16 protein-coding genes are annotated in these 18,847 nt (G+C 65.2%); 8 read left to right on the top strand and 8 right to left on the bottom strand.

The genetic code is table 11. From position 1 onward, the window contains the following. Positions 1 to 76: 76 nt before the first annotated feature. Positions 77 to 694: a hypothetical protein gene (locus MA09_RS24740; RefSeq protein WP_152594764.1), complete on the top strand. Its 618-nt coding sequence runs from the start codon at positions 77 to 79 to the stop codon at positions 692 to 694. 39 nt (positions 695 to 733) lie between these two features. Here MA09_RS24740 and MA09_RS22430 read toward each other — a convergent pair whose 3' ends face one another. Continuing rightward, positions 734 to 2,185: a glycoside hydrolase family 3 protein gene (locus tag MA09_RS22430; RefSeq protein ID WP_081897760.1), complete on the bottom strand. Its 1,452-nt coding sequence runs from the start codon at positions 2,183 to 2,185 to the stop codon at positions 734 to 736. A gap of 200 nt (positions 2,186 to 2,385) precedes the next feature. On the opposite strand from MA09_RS22430, the gene MA09_RS22425 reads away from it, so the two are divergent. After that, positions 2,386 to 2,583 (top strand): hypothetical protein, encoded by a 198-nt coding sequence (locus tag MA09_RS22425; protein WP_036253284.1) that lies wholly within the window; start codon positions 2,386 to 2,388, stop codon positions 2,581 to 2,583. A 33-nt stretch (positions 2,584 to 2,616) separates the two neighbouring features. Here MA09_RS22425 and MA09_RS25495 read toward each other — a convergent pair whose 3' ends face one another. From MA09_RS25495 to rsmI, 4 genes are all read right to left on the bottom strand, one after another. After that, positions 2,617 to 4,266, bottom strand: a complete 1,650-nt coding sequence (locus tag MA09_RS25495) for a methyl-accepting chemotaxis protein (protein WP_081897759.1) — start codon at positions 4,264 to 4,266, stop codon at positions 2,617 to 2,619. 15 nt (positions 4,267 to 4,281) lie between these two features. Next, positions 4,282 to 6,474 (bottom strand): bifunctional diguanylate cyclase/phosphodiesterase, encoded by a 2,193-nt coding sequence (locus MA09_RS23880; protein ID WP_161783249.1) that lies wholly within the window; start codon positions 6,472 to 6,474, stop codon positions 4,282 to 4,284. Continuing rightward, positions 6,471 to 9,065 (bottom strand): EAL domain-containing protein, encoded by a 2,595-nt coding sequence (locus MA09_RS22410; protein WP_036253282.1) that lies wholly within the window; start codon positions 9,063 to 9,065, stop codon positions 6,471 to 6,473. The genes MA09_RS23880 and MA09_RS22410 overlap by 4 nt, the downstream gene beginning before the upstream one ends. 524 nt (positions 9,066 to 9,589) lie before the next feature. After that, positions 9,590 to 10,495 (bottom strand): 16S rRNA (cytidine(1402)-2'-O)-methyltransferase, encoded by a 906-nt coding sequence (gene rsmI, locus MA09_RS22405; protein WP_036253280.1) that lies wholly within the window; start codon positions 10,493 to 10,495, stop codon positions 9,590 to 9,592. Positions 10,496 to 10,506: 11 nt separating this feature from the next. Here rsmI and MA09_RS22400 point away from each other — a divergent pair, with 11 nt between their 5' ends. From MA09_RS22400 to MA09_RS22380, 5 genes are all read left to right on the top strand, one after another. After that, positions 10,507 to 11,772: a penicillin-binding protein activator gene (locus tag MA09_RS22400; protein ID WP_036253278.1), complete on the top strand. Its 1,266-nt coding sequence runs from the start codon at positions 10,507 to 10,509 to the stop codon at positions 11,770 to 11,772. 191 nt (positions 11,773 to 11,963) lie between these two features. Continuing rightward, the gene (locus MA09_RS22395; protein ID WP_036253275.1) at positions 11,964 to 12,320 is read left to right on the top strand and encodes a YraN family protein; all 357 of its coding nucleotides are present in this window, start codon (positions 11,964 to 11,966) and stop codon (positions 12,318 to 12,320) included. 78 nt (positions 12,321 to 12,398) lie between these two features. Then, entirely contained in the window at positions 12,399 to 12,992 is a 594-nt protein-coding gene (locus tag MA09_RS22390) for a phosphoheptose isomerase (protein ID WP_036253269.1), read from the top strand. Next, on the top strand, positions 12,989 to 13,621 hold the full coding sequence (locus MA09_RS22385; RefSeq protein WP_036253266.1) for a BON domain-containing protein: 633 nt from the start codon (positions 12,989 to 12,991) through the stop codon (positions 13,619 to 13,621). Before MA09_RS22390 ends, MA09_RS22385 begins: the two co-directional genes overlap by 4 nt. A gap of 48 nt (positions 13,622 to 13,669) precedes the next feature. Then, positions 13,670 to 14,197 (top strand): TlpA disulfide reductase family protein, encoded by a 528-nt coding sequence (locus MA09_RS22380; protein WP_036253265.1) that lies wholly within the window; start codon positions 13,670 to 13,672, stop codon positions 14,195 to 14,197. A 65-nt stretch (positions 14,198 to 14,262) separates the two neighbouring features. Here MA09_RS22380 and MA09_RS22375 read toward each other — a convergent pair whose 3' ends face one another. Both MA09_RS22375 and MA09_RS22370 read right to left on the bottom strand, forming a co-directional pair. After that, a complete protein-coding gene (locus MA09_RS22375; protein ID WP_036253264.1) occupies positions 14,263 to 14,688 on the bottom strand; it encodes a PaaI family thioesterase in 426 nt (141 codons plus the stop codon). A 74-nt stretch (positions 14,689 to 14,762) separates the two neighbouring features. After that, a complete protein-coding gene (locus MA09_RS22370) occupies positions 14,763 to 15,755 on the bottom strand; it encodes a GlxA family transcriptional regulator (RefSeq protein ID WP_036253263.1) in 993 nt (330 codons plus the stop codon). A gap of 117 nt (positions 15,756 to 15,872) precedes the next feature. Here MA09_RS22370 and MA09_RS22365 point away from each other — a divergent pair, with 117 nt between their 5' ends. Beyond that, entirely contained in the window at positions 15,873 to 16,775 is a 903-nt protein-coding gene (locus MA09_RS22365) for an MBL fold metallo-hydrolase (RefSeq protein WP_036253261.1), read from the top strand. 24 nt (positions 16,776 to 16,799) lie between these two features. Here the strand turns inward: MA09_RS22365 and MA09_RS22360 are convergent, their stop codons facing one another. Further along, on the bottom strand, positions 16,800 to 18,773 hold the full coding sequence (locus tag MA09_RS22360) for a helicase-related protein (RefSeq protein ID WP_036253259.1): 1,974 nt from the start codon (positions 18,771 to 18,773) through the stop codon (positions 16,800 to 16,802). Between the last annotated feature and the right edge of the window lie 74 nt (positions 18,774 to 18,847).

Below are 18,847 nucleotides of genomic sequence, written 5' to 3'. Positions count from 1 at the left end.
CAGCATAGCTTGGTCAAGGTTTCAGGCTAAATTAAGGACTGTTGTCGTATTCTGCGACAACAATCCAGCCAAGAACATGATGAGTTTGACAGTACCTTACCGCGGCAATCCAGGCATGATGCAGGGGAACCAACGCTTCCTCCTCGGCGTCGGGGTGTCCGCGGCCGTGCACATTCTCTTGCTGTTTGCCTATCGCAACACCGGACCGTCCCTGCCCCCTGTCGAGCCTGAAGCGCCCTCTTCCATTACTGTGCGGATCGCGCCGCCGGCGCCGCTGCGTATCGAGCCGGCACCGGCACGGCGCAGCGAACCGGCAGCGCCCCGTAGCGCCCGTAGGTCGACACCGAAACCCGTGATCGCCGTACCCGCCGCACCCCAGCCGAACGCCGCGCCCGAAGCCTTCGTGGTGCAGCAGGTAGAGGAGCCGGCATCCGCGTCGGTCCGGAACGATACGCCGCAGTTCAACGTAAATTCCGCCAAGCAAACAGCGCGGCAATTGGCCGGTCAAACCAAGCTGGGCCGTGAAGGAAATGCGAACGCGCAATTTCCCGACCCGCCGCTGGAAACGGAATCGAAGCTGGCAAAAGCCATCAGCAAAGCGAAGCGCCGCGATTGCAAGGACGGGATTCCAGGCGGCGTGCTGGCACCGCTGTACCTCATGATGGACAAGAAGGACCACGGCTGCAAGTGGTAAGGCGGGCAGCGTTCACGCTTTACACGCCCTTTTTCGGCTTCAGGTAGCCGTGCATGTCCAGCCAGCGTACAAAGGCGTCGAACCATCCGGTGCTGGTGGTCGTCTTCCGGTCTTCACCGCCATCTCCTCGCCTTCCAGGTCGGCCGTCAGGCCGACCACGGCAACGATGACGTCGGCATCCAGGGTCCCGGCCTTGAAGTCGGCCTCGGCGTCAAGCGAGATGCGTTTCCAGTACAGGCCGGGTACGCCGGTGGAGCCCGTCTCGGCATGGAAGCGCACGGGATAGCGCTGCCCCTTCTCGAGCCGGACCTCGCTCAGCTTCAGCGGCTCGCCCCACTTCGAATAATCGGCGGCCTGCAGCGCCAGTTCCTGGTGCGCCGCCGTGTTGATCGCGCTGAGCGGAACGGCCTTGCGGTCGCGCTGGGGAAGTCCCGCGAGGTCGCCGTTGCGATAGCGCGCGGAGAACAGCCGCACCAGCGCCCGGTCGATGTCGTCCATGCCGATGAGGCCGCGCTGCCAGGCCTCCCGGTGACGCTTGCCCAGGTCCTGGATGTCGCCCAGTGCGCCCAAGGTCTTCGTGCTGCATTCGTTGTCGGTGCCGGCCTTCAGGGCCACGGCCACCGCCGCGGCGGGATCCGGCGCGTATTTGTAATGCTCCGAAATATCGGTCACCGCATCGCAATCGGACACCACATAGCCCTTGAAGCCCCATGCGCCGCGCAGGACATCCTGCATCAGGAGTCCGCTGCCGCAGGCGGGCTGGCCGTTCACGCGGTTGTAGGCGCACATGATCGATCCTGCTTTGGCATCGACAATGGCTGCGCGGAAGGCGGGCAGGTAGGTGTCGTCGAGATCGTGCTTCGATACGTGCACGTCTGCCGAATGGCGCGTCGATTCGGGCCCGCCGTGCACCGCGAAGTGCTTCGGCGTGGCGATCACATGCGGCAAATCCGGGTTCGGTCCCTGCATGCCCTGGATATAGGAAATGCCCAGCACCGCCGTCAGGTGCGGATCTTCGCCATAGGTTTGCTGGCCGCGCCCCCAGCGGGGATCGCGGAAGATGTTGATGTTCGGCGACCACGTATTCAGGCCGGTACCGATGCGTCCCAGGCGCCCGGTCTGGCGTCCCAGCGTGTGCAGGGCGCGCACCTCGACACTGATCGCGGCGGCGACCCCGTGCACGAGAGACGCATCGAAGCTGGCTGCCAGCCCGATGGGTTCCGGGAAGTTCGTGGTCGGCACGGGGCCCATCGCCCCGTGCAGCGACTCGGTCCACCAGTTATAGGCGGGAATTCCCAGCCGCGGCAAGGCGGGGGCCACGTTGAGCAGCTGGCCGATTTTTTCGTCCATCGTCATCCGCGCCACGAGTGTCCGGGCGCGCGTTTCTGCATCGGCCCGCACGTCGGCAGCCTGGACGAGGGCGGGAATCGCCGTCGCCAGGATCAGCACAGCCCCTGCACGACCAATGGTCCCGGTTTTCTGTTTTCGCATGGTGTCTCCTCTTGGAGCAACACAATGATTGCGCTAACATCCTGCGGCAAGACCTTATCGAGGGACCAATAACTTTTTATTGCCTGCCGATATACGAATTGGTATCAAGCCCGATGCACGACGGCCGCCCGGGTGCCTACGTTAGAATGCCCGGAAGCCGATCACATCGACCGGCCGACAACGCAAGTACAGGAACCGGAATGGCAAAGAAAGAAGAACTGGATGAAGAGACGCTCGCATTCATCCAGTGGTGTACCGAAGTGGAGAAATTCCTGGTCGCCGGCGGCGCCACCGTCAGGCAGGCCCAGGACCATATCGAAGAGCAGATCGAATGGTTTACCGACCAGTTCTACGACGGCCTGACGCCGGAAGAAGCCGCGAAAGAAGCGCTCGCCTGAAGGCTTGATTTACAGCTTGCAGGCGAGCCCGGGTCAGACCTGCGCGGCAAGGCCCTTGCCGACATGCGCCAGCAGCTGGACATTCTGTCGGCCTTCGCTGGCGTGATCGGCCGCCGCAGCGCCCCTGACGACCTGCGCACGCAGGCGGAAGGTGCCGACCGCCTGCGCCAGGCTGTCCGCTTCCTCGCGCAATGCCTGGGCCGCGGCAGAGGCCTGCTCGACCAGGGCGGCATTCTGCTGGGTGGCATGGTCCATCTGGATGATGGCCTGGTTCACCTGTTCGATGCCAATCGTCTGTTCCTGGCTGGCCGCCAGGATCTCGGCCATGATGTCGGTCACGCGGCCGACGCTGCGAACGATCTCCTCCATCGTGGCGCCAGCCTGCTCGACCAGTAGCGAGCCTTCGCTCACCGTCCGTACCGAATCGTCGACCAGCGTCTTGATTTCCCTGGCGGCGGCGGCGCTGCGCTGGGCCAGGCTGCGCACCTCGTTGGCCACCACCGCAAAACCACGGCCCTGCTCTCCCGCGCGCGCAGCCTCCACGGCGGCATTCAAGGCCAGGATATTGGTCTGGAACGCGATCCCGTCGATCACGCCCGTGATGTCGCCGATGCGCGCCGCCGAGGCATCGATCGCGGCCATGGTGTCTACCACCTTGGCCACCACCTGTCCGCCCTTGTTTGCCACCGCCGATGCCGACTGCGCCAGCCCGTTGGCCTGACGCGCGTTGTCGGCGTTCTGCCTGACCGTCGAGGTCAGCTCCTCCATCGAGGCCGCGGTTTGCTCCAGCGAGGCCGCCTGCTGTTCGGTACGCGCCGACAGGTCCAGGTTGCCTGCCGCGATCTGGCTGGAGGCGGTCGCGATGGTATCGGTGCCGCCGCGCACGCGTCCGACAATGGCGGCCAGTCCTTCGTTCATGTTGCTCAGGGCCTGCATCAGGCGGCTGGTCTCGTCATGCCCCTGCACCCGGATTTCACGCGTCAGGTCGCCATCGGCGACCGCACCGGCGATCCGCACCGCTTGCTCCAGCGGGACCACGATGCTGCGCACCAGCACGACCCCGACAACGCTGGCCAGCAGCAGGCCCAGGATCATGCCTCCCAGGCAGACCACGCGTACCACTTCAAACTGGTAGCGCGAGGCCTCGCTCGACTTCCTGGCCTCGTCGAGCTGCAACTGGATGAGCGCGTCGATGCCGACGGCGGCTGGACTGAACAGTTCGACCAGCGGACCGTGCACGACCTGCCGTGCACGCTCCAGGTCCGCGGCGCGCAGCGCGTCGACCGCAGGTTGCAGGGCGCGCTCGACGAATGCCGCGCGCGCCTCGAGAAAGCGATTCGCAGCTTCCTGCTCCCGCCCTGCCAGGCCGGCTGCGGCATAGGCCTTCCACTGTTCATCGATCACGACATTGTTGCGCTCGATATCGTCGAGCAGGGCCGGCACGTCGCCGGCATTGGCCGTCAATGCCTCGGATACGTCGAACTGGTTGCGGTTCAGCCTGCGCACGATCTGGTCGAGCTGGCCCAGGCGAACCAGGCGGTCCGAGTAGAGGGACTGCAACTCGTCGTTGGCCTGCCCCAGGCTGAACAGTCCGACAGCCGCGCCGATGACAAGTTCGATCCCGAGCAGGGCGATCACGAGCAGGAGACGGACCTTGATGCTGAGTTGATTGAAGAGACGCATAGGAAATGATGGACTTTAGGTGGTTGAACACACGGCAAGCGCTTCTTCCTCCAACAGGCGCGATACCTCATCGGGCCAGACGGGTCGGCTGAAGTAATACCCCTGGATCTCATCGCAGCCGTTTTCTTTCAGGAAGGCCACCTGCTCCTCCGTCTCGACGCCTTCCGCCACGGCCGAGAGGCCAAGCGAATGGGCCAGGGTGATGATGGCGCGGATGATCGCCACACCGGTGGCATCGCTTTCCATGTCCCTGACAAAGGCGCGATCGATCTTCAGCACGTCGAGCGGGAAGCGCTTCAGGTAGCTCAGCGAGGAATAGCCGGTGCCGAAGTCATCGATGGACACGGTCACGCCGAGCTCCCTCAGCGAACGCAACACGTCGGCGGCATCCTCGGTGTCGTGCATGACGGTGCTCTCGGTGATCTCGAGTTCCAGTCCTTCCGGCGCCAGGCCGCTGTCCTCGAGCGCGGCGCGCACCCGCTGCGCCAGACCGGCCTGCTGGAACTGGCGTGCCGACAGGTTGACCGATACGCGGCCGCTGAACAGGCCCTGCGCGCGCCATGCCGCGGCGCGAGTGCAGGCTTCACGCAGGACCCACAGGTCGAGCTCGTTGATCAGGCCGCTCTCCTCCGCCAGCGGAATGAAGCGTCCAGGCGCCAGCAAGCCAAGCTCGGGATGGCGCCAGCGCACCAGGGCCTCGACCCCGACCATGCGCCCATCCTTCATGCTGATGCGCGGCTGGTACTGAAGCACGAACTCCTTGCGCTCGATGGCACGGTACAGCATGGTTTCGAGGTCGACCCGTTCACGGATCGCGCCGCCCATGCGCGGCGTATAGAAGCACAGGTGCGCCGGGCCTTCGTGACGTGCGCAGGCACTTGCGACCTGCGCCATGTGCAGGAGCTGCGACGCCTGGCACGGTTCGGCCGGCAGGACCGCGATGCCGACACTGACCGACAGGCACACGCTGTGCCCGCCCGGCGCGAACGGAAGGCGCATGCACTCCTGCAGTCCCCTGGCGAACGCCGCCGCGCTGTCCCGGTCGGCATGCCGGCGCACGACGATGAACTCGTTGCCGCTCTGGTGAGCCAAGGTGTCGCCGGCACCCAGCCGGCCCGACAGGCGCGCCACGCATTCGCGCAGCACCTCGTCGCCACCACCCCAGCCATAGTGGCTGTTGATCTTCCTGAAGCCGTCGATGTCGAGCACGATCACCGCGACCGAACCACCCTCGCAACGTGCGGCATCGATGGCCTTGCCCAGCACGTCCAACGCATGCTGCCGGTCCGGCAAGGCAGCCAGCGTATCGTCCGCGGTTGGCGTGACGGGGGCATGTTGGTTCCCTGCGATGGATTCCAGTACGCGACGCGCTTCGTTCCTCCCTTTGGCCAGCAGGCGGCGGTATGGCAGCCGTATGGCGTCTGCAAACAGCGCCCGGTGCAGGCACAGGAGGGCGACCAGCTTGTACAGGTGGGCCAGCAGGTCCGACAGGTCGTCCGGCGCCACGTGAAGCGTGAAGTTGATGCCGCTCAGGCCGGTGACCGCCGCCGCGGCCGCGAGGTAGCAGCTCGCCACGCTGGCCTTGCGGCGTGCCCGCATCACCAGGATCAGGGCCGCGCCGGCGTTGACGCCGACGAGTGCGGTCTCGAAGGCGAGCGTGAAGCCGGTCATTCCCGTACCGGAAACGAAGGTCGGCGGCACCAGCTCGGGACGGACCAGAACCAGCCAGTAGCCCCATGCCGCTACGGCGACGGCGCCCAGCACGCACAGGGCATGCGCACGGCGTCCCACCGTGTGGCCGACCGGCAGCAGCGACGCCGCCAGCAGTGATAGCGCACTCGTGCCGTGCGCCACCACCCAGAATGCGGCGCCGCTGGCGGCACCGATCGGCGCATCGCTCCCCGCCAGCACGGGAATCGACAGAAGGTGGCCGATGCCGAGCAGGGCGACTGCCAGCGCGCTGGACGACAGCAGGGCGACCGTCGACGGAATGCGCCGGCCGGCACCGTGCACGCCGATCGCGAAGATCAGCAGCGTGAGCACGACCGAGCATGCCTCGAGCACGGCGTGGGCAGGCGGATACCAGCGCGGCGTCCAGGGCAGCATGCGCGGGTCGCCCAGGGCCAGCCCCACGGTCAGCATGGCGAGCAGGGCCGTCAGGATCGCCAGGCGCAGGCTGCCCGGCATGCGGCGCGGCAGAATCATCATGCTGCCGCGTCCGGACATCTGCGGCGCAGCAGCCGCTCGATCTCGGCTGCAGGCACTGGCTTGCCGAACCGGTATCCCTGCATGTGCCGGCAGCCGTGCGCTTCCAGGAAGTCCTGCTGTGCCGCGGTCTCGACGCCTACTGCGACGACATCGAGCTTCAGCGAGCCGGCCAGCGCGATCACCGCATGCACGATCGCGGCTGCGTCGTTGTCGCCCGGTATATCGGCGATGAAGGAACGGTCGATCTTCAGGCCGTGGATCGGGAAACGCTTGAGATTCGCCAGACTCGAATATCCGGTACAAAAATCGTCGATGGCCAGTTGGATGCCCATGTTCGACAAGCGCACCATCGCCTCGGCCGCAGCGCCGGGACTTTCCATCAACAGGGTCTCGGTGATCTCCAGCGTCAGGGCGTTCGGGTCGCAGCCCGAGCTTGCCAGCAGCCGCTCGACCTGCGCGCCGATGTCCTGCTGGTGGAACTGGCGCGCAGAGACGTTCACGCTCATGCGCAGCGGCGGCAGCCCCTTGCGTGCGAAGTCCGCCAGCTGGCGCATCGCGGTCGCCAGCACCCACTCGCCGATCGGCACGATCAGGCCCGTTTCCTCCGCCAGCGGAATGAAGTCGACGGTCGGCAAGACCTCCCTGCCGTCGGCTTCCCAACGCAGCAGGGCTTCCAGCCCGATGATGCGGCCGCTGGCGATGTCGACCTGGGGCTGGTAGTGCAAGCTGAATTCGTTGCGTTGCAAGGCGCGCTGCAGCCTGGCCTCGATATGCAGGTGCTCTTCGGCACGCATCCCCATGTCCTCGGTATAGAAATGGAAATGGCTGCCGCCGCTTGCCTTGGAGCGGTACATGGCGGTATCGGCGGCCTTGAGCAGGGCCGTCGGGTCCTGCCCGTCGCGGGGATAGATCGCGATGCCGATGCTCCCGGTCGGGAACAGCTCGTTCCCGGCCAACATCAAGGGCTGGAACAGCTCCGACAACACCTTCTGGGCCACCAGGGCGGCATCGTCCGCACTGGCCAGGTCCGGCAGCACGACGACGAACTCGTCGCCCCCCTGGCGCGCCACGGTATCGCTCTCGCGCAGGCTGCGGCTCAGGCGGCGCGCGATCTCGACGATCATCTGGTCGCCGGCTTCGTGCCCGAGGCTGTCGTTGACGTGCTTGAAGCGGTCGAGGTCGATGAACATCACACCGACCAGGCGCCCGGTGCGCTGGGCCTGCGAAATCGCGTGCGACAGCCGGTCCTGCAGCAGGATGCGGTTCGGCAGTCCGGTCAGCGCATCGTGGTTCGCCATGCGCAGCAGGGCCTCCTCGGCCTGTTTCCTGCGTGAGATGTCTTCGACAGCGACAATCAGGCGCAGCTGGCCACTGAGGGCTTCTCGCATCGCGGAAGCGCTGAGCGTGACCCAGATCGGGTTGCCCCGCTTCGATACGAAGCGCGTCTCACGCTGGAAATCGCGGATCTCGCCGTCGATGAGCTGCCGGAACAGCGCGCGGTCTTCCAGCAGGTCACTCTGGTAGGTAATTTGGTAGAGGAAGCGTTGGAGCAGTTCGATCTCGGTAAAACCGACGATCTGGGTCAGCTTGCGGTTGACCCGCACGAAGCGGCCTTCCCGGGACAGCAGCGCAATCCCGACCGCGGCCTGGGTGAAGGTCAGGCGGAAGAATTCCTCGCTTTCCTGCAGGCGCAGGCGGGCCTGGCGCTTGAAGGTGATGTCGCGGCCGATCAGCAGCAGGATCCGCTCGTCGGCCTGCCTGGTGCGGCGGATATTGAATTCGAAATAGCGTACGCCGTCGGCATGGCCATCGACCGTGATCACGACCCCATCCTGCGGAGCGCCCGATGCCAGTGTCGTGGCCATGCGTTCGGCCAGCTCCGGCGACGGCAGCAGCGATTCCAGCCAGGGATGCGTGTCGAGCGCATCGTCCGGGATGCCGAGCATGTCGCGCATGGTCGCGTTCATCGATCGGATACGGCCGGAAGCGTCGGTGACGATCAAGCCGGCAGGCATGCCGCCGATGATTTGTTCCAGGTAGTTCTGGTGCTGGACCACGCTGCGGTGGTCGGCATGCGCGTAGGTGTCGAGGGCAAGGCCCATGTCCAGGCAGACCACCTTGAGCACGCTGTTGAACATGGCCCGGAAACGCTCGGGATCGGCGTGAAAATGCTTCCACAAGAGGTCGAACATGCCCGCCAGGTACTTGCGGTAGGCCCCGATATACCATTTCGGCTCGAGTCCGATTCGCTGGTGGACCAGGCCAACCCGCAGGCGGTCGCGGACATAGGCGCCATCGTAGTCGCCGGAGGTCAGGCCGCGGAAGTAAGTGGCTTGCGAATGCTTCAGGCGCTGTACCGTGTCGTCGTCCTTCACCAGCTTGCGCAGCTGGGGAAAACCGAGGATGTGCTCGTAGAAGTCGTCCGAAAAGGTGTCGGTGTCCCCGAGGGCCATGTCGTGCAGCTCGCGCAGCAGGGCCAGATCGTCCGCTCGCAGGTCCAGGAAAGCCATGCGTTCGGCCACCTCCTGCTGGTCGAGTCCAATTTCACGTCCGATCGTGTCGACCGTTTCATCCAATGCGTTCGTCGGCATTGACCTCACAAGCTGCGCATGCTGCACCATATTGGATACCCATCGTCGTTAAATGAAGCCTGTTGCGAGCTGGATGACATGACAATGGACGCCAATCCCACCCAGGCATGTGGTTGATTACTCAGCAATCGATCCGGAAGGGCGCTCGAACGAGCGGGGCATGCTTGCGTGTCTTTAGTTGAAGCGCGGAATGCCACTCTGGCTTTGAGTGAAGTACGGCAGCGATGTTGAGTTCTCGCGGTAAAACGCTAATCCATGATTCCCACAAGATATATAAGTGAATGCAATGCAATATTGTAGGTAGGCGATTTGTAGCAATCAAACCATTTGCTTGATCTGAATCAAAAATTGCTTAACTAAAATTTCATTGACATGCAGGAATGGCAACGCGGCGCTGCCGGGCACAGCACATGCAGTACGGGGAAATGGGGAAGGATGGGGGCAGCCTCTTCCGTGCTTCCAGGAACAGGCCACGAACAGCTTACAGGGGGCCGGGCAAGATCATGCCGGCCAGGGGGGAACCATTATTCGCCCTTGATCTGCAGGGCGCGCTCATACAGCGCGTTCTTCTTGCGCCCGGTAATTTGCGCCGCAAGATTGGCAGCTTGTTTCACGGAGCACTCCGTTAGCAGGATCTGCAGGATGCGTTCCGCCTCGGCGTCCTGCGCATCGGTTTCCAGGGTCGCTCCTTCCACCAGCACGACGAATTCGCCGCGCTCGCGGTGCTGGTCGGCCGTCACCCAGGCCCGTGCCTCACTCAGCGGACAGCGGTGCACTTCCTCGAACATCTTGCTCAGCTCACGCGCGAACACCACCTGGCGGGTCGGTTCGAAGACGCTCATCAAGCCGTCGACGCAGTCGACGATCCGATGCGGCGCTTCGTAGATGACGAGGGTCGAGGTCTCGCGCGCCAGCTCGGCCAGGGCGCTTTCGCGCTGCTTCGATTTTGCCGGCAGGAAGCCGACGAAATGGAAGCGGTCGTTCACCAGACCGCTGGCCGACAGGGCCGCGATCGCCGCCGACGGTCCCGGCAGCGGCACGACGTTCAGCCCTGCTGCGCGCACCGCATCGACGATCTTCGCACCGGGGTCCGACACGGCCGGCGTCCCCGCATCCGACACCAGGGCCACGCGCTGGCCGCTTGCCAGGCGCTCGACGATCTTGTCCGCCACCTCGCGCTCGTTGTGCATGTGCGCGGCAATGGTCTGCTTGCTCAAGCCAAAGCGCTGCAGCAGCGCGCCGGTCTTGCGCGTATCCTCGCAGGCGACGACATCGGCGAGCGCCAGCAGGTGCAGAGCGCGCAGCGTGATGTCGGTGACGTTGCCGATCGGTGTAGCCACGACATACAGCGTTGCGGTAGGATAGGACTGCTGGGCCGCCTCGCCCATGACGGGAAGCCGGGCGATGTCGATGGTCTGCTGTTCTGTCATAAGGGATTCCGATGCTGAAGAAAAAGAAAATCAAGGCGCTGCTGGCGACGGCCGCACTGGGTGTTTTGGCTGCATGCAGCAGCACGCCTTTGCCGCCAGATACCGGCTGCGGCGTACCGGGCGGATTTTGCGCGCCCGCCGCGCCGATAGCAAGCCCGCCACCTGCCGAACCCAGCTATACGCCACCGCCGGCCTCCGCCCCGGTCCAGACCAATCCGATCGAGCTGGGGCCATCCGAAGGCCGGCCGCTCGCATCAAGCCTCGACCGCCAGGGCACGCAAGGGGTCCGTATTGCCCTGCTGCTGCCGCTGCAATCCGACGCGCTGGCCCAGCCTGCCGAAGCGGTGCGCGCCGGTTTCATGGCCGGCTACGAACGCGACCGCAACGGCGTGACCGTCAATCTCATTCCGACTGGCGATTCCTCGCAGGCTACGCTCGACGCCTATGCACGTGCGAGCGAACAGAACGACATCGTGGTCGGCCCCCTTGCCCGCCCTGCCGTGGCCGCGCTGGCCACCAGCGGCATCGTGAGCAAGCCGACCATTGCCCTGAACCACCCGCAAACGGGCGGCCAGCTGCCGCGCCAGATGCTGGTGGTCGGTCTCTCGCTCGAAGAAGAAGCCAGCCAGGTGGCGGACTGGGCCGCCGCGGAACAGCCGGGCGCCCGCGCGCTGGTGCTCACCGGGAAGACCGCATGGCAGCAGCGCCTGTCCGGCGCCTTCACCGCGCGCTGGGCGCAGCTGGGCCTGAACAATGCAACCGTCGAGCTGCCCAGCAGCGACGGCTATGTGGATCCCAACGCGCTGGCCGAGCTGCGCTCGCGCATGCAGGTGGATCCGCCGCAGCTGGTGTTCGCTGCGCTCGATGCGGTCCAGTTGCGCCAGGTGCGCAGCGCCATCGGCACCTCGCTGCCGACCTATGGCACCGCCTCGATCAATCCGGGCTCGGACCCGGCCGTGAGCGGACCCGAGCTGAGCGGCGTGCGCATCCTCGACCTGCCCTGGACCGTGCAGCCCGAGCATCCGCTGGTGGCGAGCTATCCGCGCTGGGGCGGCGCCACGAGCGGCTTCGACATGCAGCGCCTGTACGCCCTTGGTATCGACGCCTTCCGCATCGCCCGCGAGCTGGCCCTGCGTCCCAATACCCGATTCCAGCTGGACGGCGTGACCGGCCGCCTGTCCATCGACATGGGTGCCGGCGCAGCCGCGTTCCGCCGCGTCGAGACCGGCACGGTCTACCGCGACGGCATCTACGAAACGGTCGCTTTCGGGCGCTAAGAAGCTATACCAGCAGGGAGGAGGAAGTTGATGGCGACATGCGCGTGTGCGATGCATGACAAGCGCGGGCAAGGCGCGAGGAGGCCGCATGGCGCGCGCCACGGGTTTGCCAACTGCGCGACGAGCAAGGCAGCACCCGCTTGTCAGGCGCGTCAGCAACGACTCATTCCCGACTGGGATAGGTTCTGATTATGTGGCCGCTGCGCCTGTCACCGCGGCAGGCCCAGGGCCGCGACTGGGAGCGGGTCGCCCTGCTCCACCTGAAGCGCCACGGCTTGCAGCCGGTCGAAGAGAATTTCCGCTGCAAGGGCGGCGAGATCGACCTGGTCATGCGCGATGGCGCTACCCTGGTGTTCGTGGAGGTGCGCCAGCGCGCCAGAAGCGAACACGGCGGCGCGGCCGCCAGCATCACCCCTGCCAAGATCCGCCGCCTGGTGCGTGCGGCCCAGGTTTACTTGTTGCGTTTTCCCGTCACGCCGCCCTGCCGCTTCGATGTCGTCGCCATTGACGGCGACCATCTCGAGTGGCTGCAGAATGTGATCAACTAGACAAGGCCCCATTGAGATGTAAGCAATTTTTACCGTGGTTGCCCGACCCGGGTTGCCACTGCACTATAATCCCCGGCTATGAACACTCAACGCATCCTCGCTCACTTCCAGGAGAGTGCCGATCTCAAGATGAAATCGGCTGCTGCCCTGGCACAACCCATTTCGCAGGCAGTCGAACTCATGTTCGGCGCCCTGTCCAACGGCAACAAGATCCTGGCTTGCGGTAACGGCGGCTCCGCCGCCGACTGCCAGCACTTTGCTGCCGAGCTCGTCGGTCGCTTCGAGCGGGAGCGTTTCCCGCTGCCGGCGATCGCGCTGACCACCGACACCTCGATCATCACGGCCGTCGGCAACGATTACAGCTTCAAGGAGATCTTCTCGAAGCAGGTGCAGGCCTTTGGCCAGGCCGGCGACGTCCTGCTGGCCATCTCGACCTCGGGCAATTCGGCCAACGTGCTGGCCGCGGTCGAGGCGGCGCTGGAACGCGAGATGCGCATCGTCGCCTTCACCGGCAAGGACGGCGGCGCCCTGGCGAAGATGCTGACCGACGCCGACATCCATATCAACGTGCCCCACGCACGCACTGCGCGCATCCAGGAAGTCCACCTGTGCGCGATTCACTGCATCTGCGACGGCATCGACGTCGCACTGTTCGGAGGAGAAGAGGAATGACCAATTTGCGCCCGCTGGCCGGCTTGCTGTCGAAAATCGTACTGGGAACGGCGTTGGCAGCCTCGCTGTCGGGCTGCGTGGCCCTGGCGGTAGGCGGCGCCGCGGCGACTGCCCTGGCGACCAACGACCGCCGCACCATCGGCATGCAGACCGAGGACAAGGCGATCAACGTCAAGGCCGAGATCAAGATGGCGCAGCTCACCGGCGAGAACGGCCACGTCAACGTCACCAGCTACAACCGCAAGGTGCTGCTGACCGGCGAAGTGCGCGACGAAGCGATGAAGCAGGCGGCCGAGCGCGAAGTGCGCGCGATCGAGAACGTGGTCTCGGTGATCAACGAACTGGAAATCGCCGGCCCCTCGAGCTACACCTCGCGCTCGAACGACGCCTTGATCACCACCAAGGTCAAGGCCAGCCTGGTCGACAAGAAGACCGTCTCGGCCACCGCCTTCAAGGTGACCACCGAGCGCGGCGTCGTCTACCTGATGGGCCTCGTCACCCCGCGCGAAGGCAATATCGCCGCCGACGTCGCCAAGGGCGTGCCCGGCGTGGTCCGCGTCGTGAAGATCTTCGAGTACATCGCCGACGAAGATCCTCGCGCCAACCTGGCCGCACCGGCCCAGAGTTAATGCCAACGGCAGGACTGCGGTCCTGCCGTTTTACTAACCGCTCCTATCATGACCGCTCCGACCGCTTCCAAACCCGCCCGTTCCTGGATCAAGCCTGCCGCCGCCTGCGCCGTGGTGCTGGCGCTGGCCGGCGTCGGCTACGCCTCGTTCTACAGCACCCCGCCCGCGCCGAACGTCACCTTCATCAGCATCGCCGGCGACAAGATCTCTACCGAGTCGCTGCGCGGCAAGGTGGTGATGGTGAACTTCTGGGCGACCTCCTGCGTCACCTGCGTCAAGGAGATGCCGCAGATGGTCGAGACCTACAACAAGTACAAGGCTCAAGGCCTGGAGTTCGTGGCGGTGGCCATGCAGTACGACCCGCCCAACTACGTGCTGAACTTCACCGAGACGCGCCAGCTGCCTTTCAAGGTCGCCATCGATTCGGCCGGCGACATCGCCAAGCAGTTCGGCGACGTCAGCCTGACCCCGACCACCTTCGTGATCGACAAGAAGGGGCGGATCATCAAGCAGTACGTCGGCGAGCCGGATTTTCCGACCCTGCACAAGCTGATCGAGAAAGAGCTCGCCTCCTGATCTGGAGCGCCTGACAAAACCCCCAGGGCAAGACGCATCGCCGCAGTGGCGGACCACGAAATTTGTTAGGCGCTCTTCGGGTAGAGGATCATCTGGGTGCAGCGGAACAGGGCGATGGTCTTGCCATTTTCCTTGTCGGTGACGACTGCATCCCACACTTGGGTCGTGCGACCGAGGTGCACGGCAGTCGCCACGACGGCGATCGTGCCCTGGCGCGCGGTGCCCAGGTGGTTCGATTTCAGTTCGATGGTGGTGAAGCTGTGTGCGCCTTCTGGCAGGTGGGCGACGCAGGCATAGCCGGCCGCGGTGTCGGCCAGCGTGACGACGCTGCCGGCGTGCAGGTAGCCGTTCGGGGCCAGCAGGTGGGGCTGGACCGGGAGCTCGGCGCAAACGCGGCCCTCGCTCACTTCGGTGATCTGGATGCCGAGGTGGCCGGGCAGGAAGGACCTGCCGAATTCGTTGAAGGATTCGGGGGTGTATTTCGGGTTCATCGTCACTGCTGTTTCCTGATTGTCAAAAAGACGCATCCTACACTGTGCACGCGAGCGCTTCAGCGGCCCGCCTGTCACGCCAACACTTGTTCGCTGCGATACAGCTTGCGGTAGGCCGACGGCGAAGTCTGCAGACTGGCGCGGAAATGCTGGCGCAGCGACAACGCCGAGTTGAAGCCGGCCTGCTGGGCGATGAGGTCGATCGATACGTCGCTGCCTTCCAGCATGCGCTGGGCGTAGGCCAGGCGCTGGTTCAGAAGCCACTGCTTGAACGAGGTACCGGTCGCCTGGCGGAAGTGCCGGGTGAAGTTACGGCGGCTCATGGCGGCGCGTGCGGCAAGCGTATCGATGCTGTGTTCCCGTTCAAGATGCTGCGCCACCCACGCAAGGACCTCCGCGAAACGGCTTTCGCTGTGCGACTCCGGCACCGGACGCTCGATGAACTGCGCCTGGCCGCCCTGCCGGTGCGGCGCTACCAGCAGCTTGCGGGCGACGCGGTTCGCCACTTCGGCACCGGCGAGCCGGCGCAGCAGGTGCAGGCAGCAGTCCAATCCCGCCGCCACGCCCGCCGAGGTCAGGACGCTGCCTTCGTCCACATACAGGACGTCGCGGTCGACCTTCACCTTCGGATAGCTTGAGGCCATCTGGTCGGCACAAGCCCAGTGCGTCGTCGCGCTCCGGTCGTCCAGCAAGCCCGCTTCGGCCAAGGGGAACGCCCCGAGGCACAAACCAACGACAGTCGCCCCGCGTGCGTGGGCGCGGCGCAATGCCTCCAGCAGCAGGCCGGGCGCAGGACGGCAATCGTCGTGCCAGGCCGGCATGAACACGATATCGGCATCGTCCAGCGCCTCCAGGCCACAGTCGGCGAAAATGGCGAAACCGGCCGAGGTATGCAGGGCGCCCGGTTCGACGGCGCAGACCGCGACATCGAAGGCGGGCGCCCGCGGATCGTCGCGTACTGTACCGAAAACGAGGCAGGGTACGGACAGGTGGAACGGCGTCATGTCGTCGAAAGCGATCACGGCAACCCGGTGGCGCCGGCGTGTCTGGTCGGTGGATGTGGCCATGGCCCGATTTTATCGCATATCGTCCTCCAGGCCACTATGACCTCGATGCCGATAACACGAGAATGTGATCACCAGGGAAGCAGATGCTTCCTTTCACAACAACACGACAGGACCGCCATGCACTTTTTCAGCCCTTTGACACAGGTCACCGCCGCGACCGCCCTCGCCCTGCTCGCCGGATGCGCCACGCCGACAGGCACCGCCGATCCGCAATCCGGTGCGGCAAGCGGCACGCCGACCGTACGCGTCCAGCAGATCCGCAATGCAACCCTCAAGATCGAGTATGCCGGCACGCGCTTCCTGGTCGATCCGATGCTGGCGAAAAAAGGCGCCTATCCGGGCTTTCCCGGAACCTACAACAGCGAGCTGCGCAATCCGCTGGTCGAGCTGCCCTTGCCGCTCGACGAGGTCATGCGTGCCGATGCCGTGATCGTTACGCATACCCACCTCGACCATTGGGACGACGCGGCTAAGCAATCGCTACCGAAGAGCATTCCCGTGTTCGCGCAAAATGAAACCGATGCACAGGCAATCCGGAAAGATGGATTCACCGATGTGCGCGTACTTGGCGCGACCACCGAGTTCAAGGGCGTGCGCCTCGCGAAGACGGGAGGACAGCACGGCAACGACGCGATGATGGCCTCGCCCGCAGGCGCCCTGCTGGGCCACGTGTCCGGCATCGTGTTCCAGCGTCCCGGCCACAAGACCGTGTATATCGCTGGCGACACGATCTGGCGCCCGGAGGTGGACCAGGCCATCCGTACTTACCAGCCGGACGTCATCGTCCTGAACACCGGCTACGCCCGGCTGCAGGGCTTCGACGGTTCGATCATCATGGGCAAGGACGATCTGTCGCGCGCCTACCAGGCCGCGCCGCGCGCAAGCATCATCGGCAGCCACATGGAAGCGGTCAACCACATGATGCAAAGCCGCGCCGACCTGCGTGCGCACATCAAGGCGAACGGCATGGACGCGCGGCGCGTGCTGGTGCCGGAGGACGGCCAGGCTTATCAATTCTGAACGGCGGCGACTCAGGACGGTAACTCAGCGGCGGCGCCGTGCATTGCCGCCCTGCCGCTGCCGCGCCGCCGTATTCTGCTGCTGCAGCATCGCATCGACCCGTTCGGATGCCTCGCGCGCCAGCTGCTGCGCCAGGTCGATGCTGGGGAAGTGTTCCGGTTCCCGGTAGCCCAGCCAGGCATAGGCCGAGTACATGCGGCAGGTATCCTCGACCTCCTGCAGGTTCATGTAATACAGCTCCTGGGTAGGCGGGGTCAGCTTGCAGACCTTCTTCTTGGCCAGGGACAGCGCCCAGTGTTCCCAGGCGCTCTGCAGTACCGGTACTCTCGACGAGATCGGCACCAGCGACAGCATGAACTTCTCCGCGACCGAAAGCGGCAGCGTATCCAGCCATTCGGCCCGCTCGTTCTGCTCCTCGGTGATGCGCGGATAGAAGAAGCCGTCCGGCACGTCGATGTTGTGGACGAAGCGGCGCAGCAGCTTTACCAGCGAGGTCTCGCCCGTCACCGAGGAGATGCGGTGCAGCTGCTCGAGCGAGGGCGCGACGGCGAAGCCGGTGGCTGCTACCTGCGGGATCTTTTCCTTCATCAGCGCGCGCATCACCTCGTGGGTGTCGTCATCGTAGCCCGCGACAAAACCTTCCTCGTGCACGCCGTAGCGCCCTGCCCGGCCGGCGATCTGCTTGGCCAGCGCCGCCGAAATCTCTTCTTCCTCGACCCCGTTGTACTTGACCGTGGTCGTCATCACGATGCGCGCGATCGGCATGTTCAGGCCCATGGCCAGCGCATCGGTGCCGACCACGATGTCGGCCTGCCCTTCGCGGAAGCGCTCGGCCTGGGCGCGCCGCACCTCGGGCGACAGGTTGCCGTACACGGTAGCCACCGACAGGCCCTTCTCGGTGATCATGTCGCGCCACATCAGGACGTCGCGCCGCGAGAAGGCGATGACGGCGTCGCCGCGCCGCAGGTTGCCGAGCTTGCGCACCGGCGAGGGTTCCATCGCCAGCGGCGCCATGCGTTTCAAGACATGGACTTCCAGCGGCACTTCGAGGCGTTCGGCCAGCGCCTCGATCGCGCGCCGCGCTTCCGGTGCGCCGACCAGGAACACGGTGGAGGCAGGTGCGCCGCACACGGCCGCGGTCCAGGCGGCGCCGCGGTCGCGGTCGGCCAGCATCTGGATCTCGTCGATCACCGCCACTTCGACCGGCGTCTTGGTGTCCAGCATCTCGACGGTGCTGGCGACGTGGGTCGCGTCCTCGGCGATGCGGCGCTCTTCGCCGGTGATGAGGCTGACCTTGATCTCTTTGCCGTGGGGGCGCGCGTTCTGCAGGCGTTCGTAGTTTTCCAGCGCCAGCAGGCGCAGCGGCGCGAGGTAGACGCCGCTCTTGGCCTTGGCCAGCGCTTCCATCGCACGGTGGGTCTTGCCGGAGTTGGTCGGTCCCAGCAGGGCGATGAACTTGCGCTGCATCTTGCTGGCCGCCTCGAAGGACTCCGGGTACTCGGCCAGGCTGATGCTTTCCTTGGTACGCGCGGCGTGGCGCTCTTCCTGCTCGCGCTCGACGGCGTGGGTCAGGCGCTGCGAGATGCGCTGGAACACGTATTCGGCCGGCTCCGAGGTTTCCAGCTCGTCGAGCACGTGCAGGAACAGCATCGGGTCCCAGCCGAACTCGTCGGCTTCCTCGGCGATGTCGCGCACAAAGGCCTCGGCTTCGCTCTGCAGCTCCTCGATGGCATCGGGAGTGGCGCGCTCCTCGAGCAGGTCGCGCCGCGCCAGCATGTCCATCTTGCGCCACTTGCTCGGCTTGGCGAGCACGCCGCGCGAGGGCACCAGGCGGTAGGGCACGCGCAGGCCTTCGTAGCGCACCTCGCCCGAGAAGCGCAGGAAGACGCGGCCTTCCATCTTGACCAGTTCGATGCCGCGTTCGGCGAAATCGAGCTCGCGCTCGAGGAAGGCGTCGTCGTGTTCGGTGTCGTCTACAGGGGGATGGGAATGATTCATGTTCGCTTGCGTGATGTCTGGTTGACATCAACTATAGCGCAGCGCGTGAACATGCAGGGCTCCGGTTCCCCAGC

Source organism: Massilia sp. BSC265 (assembly GCF_000740675.1).
GTDB lineage: Bacteria > Pseudomonadota > Gammaproteobacteria > Burkholderiales > Burkholderiaceae_D > Telluria.
Note: the sequence above shows the minus strand (reverse complement) of the source record. Positions and strands in the feature narration are given on the sequence as shown.

What these genes read in the sequence shown, in the direction of transcription:
- MA09_RS24740 (WP_152594764.1), top strand. Translation starts at nt 77, where the DNA reads ATGATGAGTTTGACAGTACCTTACCGCGGCAATCCAGGCATGATGCAG.
- MA09_RS22430 (WP_081897760.1), bottom strand. Translation starts at nt 2,185, where the DNA reads ATGCGAAAACAGAAAACCGGGACCATTGGTCGTGCAGGGGCTGTGCTG.
- MA09_RS22425 (WP_036253284.1), top strand. Translation starts at nt 2,386, where the DNA reads ATGGCAAAGAAAGAAGAACTGGATGAAGAGACGCTCGCATTCATCCAG.
- MA09_RS25495 (WP_081897759.1), bottom strand. Translation starts at nt 4,266, where the DNA reads ATGCGTCTCTTCAATCAACTCAGCATCAAGGTCCGTCTCCTGCTCGTG.
- MA09_RS23880 (WP_161783249.1), bottom strand. Translation starts at nt 6,474, where the DNA reads ATGATGATTCTGCCGCGCCGCATGCCGGGCAGCCTGCGCCTGGCGATC.
- MA09_RS22410 (WP_036253282.1), bottom strand. Translation starts at nt 9,065, where the DNA reads ATGCCGACGAACGCATTGGATGAAACGGTCGACACGATCGGACGTGAA.
- rsmI (WP_036253280.1), bottom strand. Translation starts at nt 10,495, where the DNA reads ATGACAGAACAGCAGACCATCGACATCGCCCGGCTTCCCGTCATGGGC.
- MA09_RS22400 (WP_036253278.1), top strand. Translation starts at nt 10,507, where the DNA reads ATGCTGAAGAAAAAGAAAATCAAGGCGCTGCTGGCGACGGCCGCACTG.
- MA09_RS22395 (WP_036253275.1), top strand. Translation starts at nt 11,964, where the DNA reads ATGTGGCCGCTGCGCCTGTCACCGCGGCAGGCCCAGGGCCGCGACTGG.
- MA09_RS22390 (WP_036253269.1), top strand. Translation starts at nt 12,399, where the DNA reads ATGAACACTCAACGCATCCTCGCTCACTTCCAGGAGAGTGCCGATCTC.
- MA09_RS22385 (WP_036253266.1), top strand. Translation starts at nt 12,989, where the DNA reads ATGACCAATTTGCGCCCGCTGGCCGGCTTGCTGTCGAAAATCGTACTG.
- MA09_RS22380 (WP_036253265.1), top strand. Translation starts at nt 13,670, where the DNA reads ATGACCGCTCCGACCGCTTCCAAACCCGCCCGTTCCTGGATCAAGCCT.
- MA09_RS22375 (WP_036253264.1), bottom strand. Translation starts at nt 14,688, where the DNA reads ATGAACCCGAAATACACCCCCGAATCCTTCAACGAATTCGGCAGGTCC.
- MA09_RS22370 (WP_036253263.1), bottom strand. Translation starts at nt 15,755, where the DNA reads ATGGCCACATCCACCGACCAGACACGCCGGCGCCACCGGGTTGCCGTG.
- MA09_RS22365 (WP_036253261.1), top strand. Translation starts at nt 15,873, where the DNA reads ATGCACTTTTTCAGCCCTTTGACACAGGTCACCGCCGCGACCGCCCTC.
- MA09_RS22360 (WP_036253259.1), bottom strand. Translation starts at nt 18,773, where the DNA reads ATGAATCATTCCCATCCCCCTGTAGACGACACCGAACACGACGACGCC.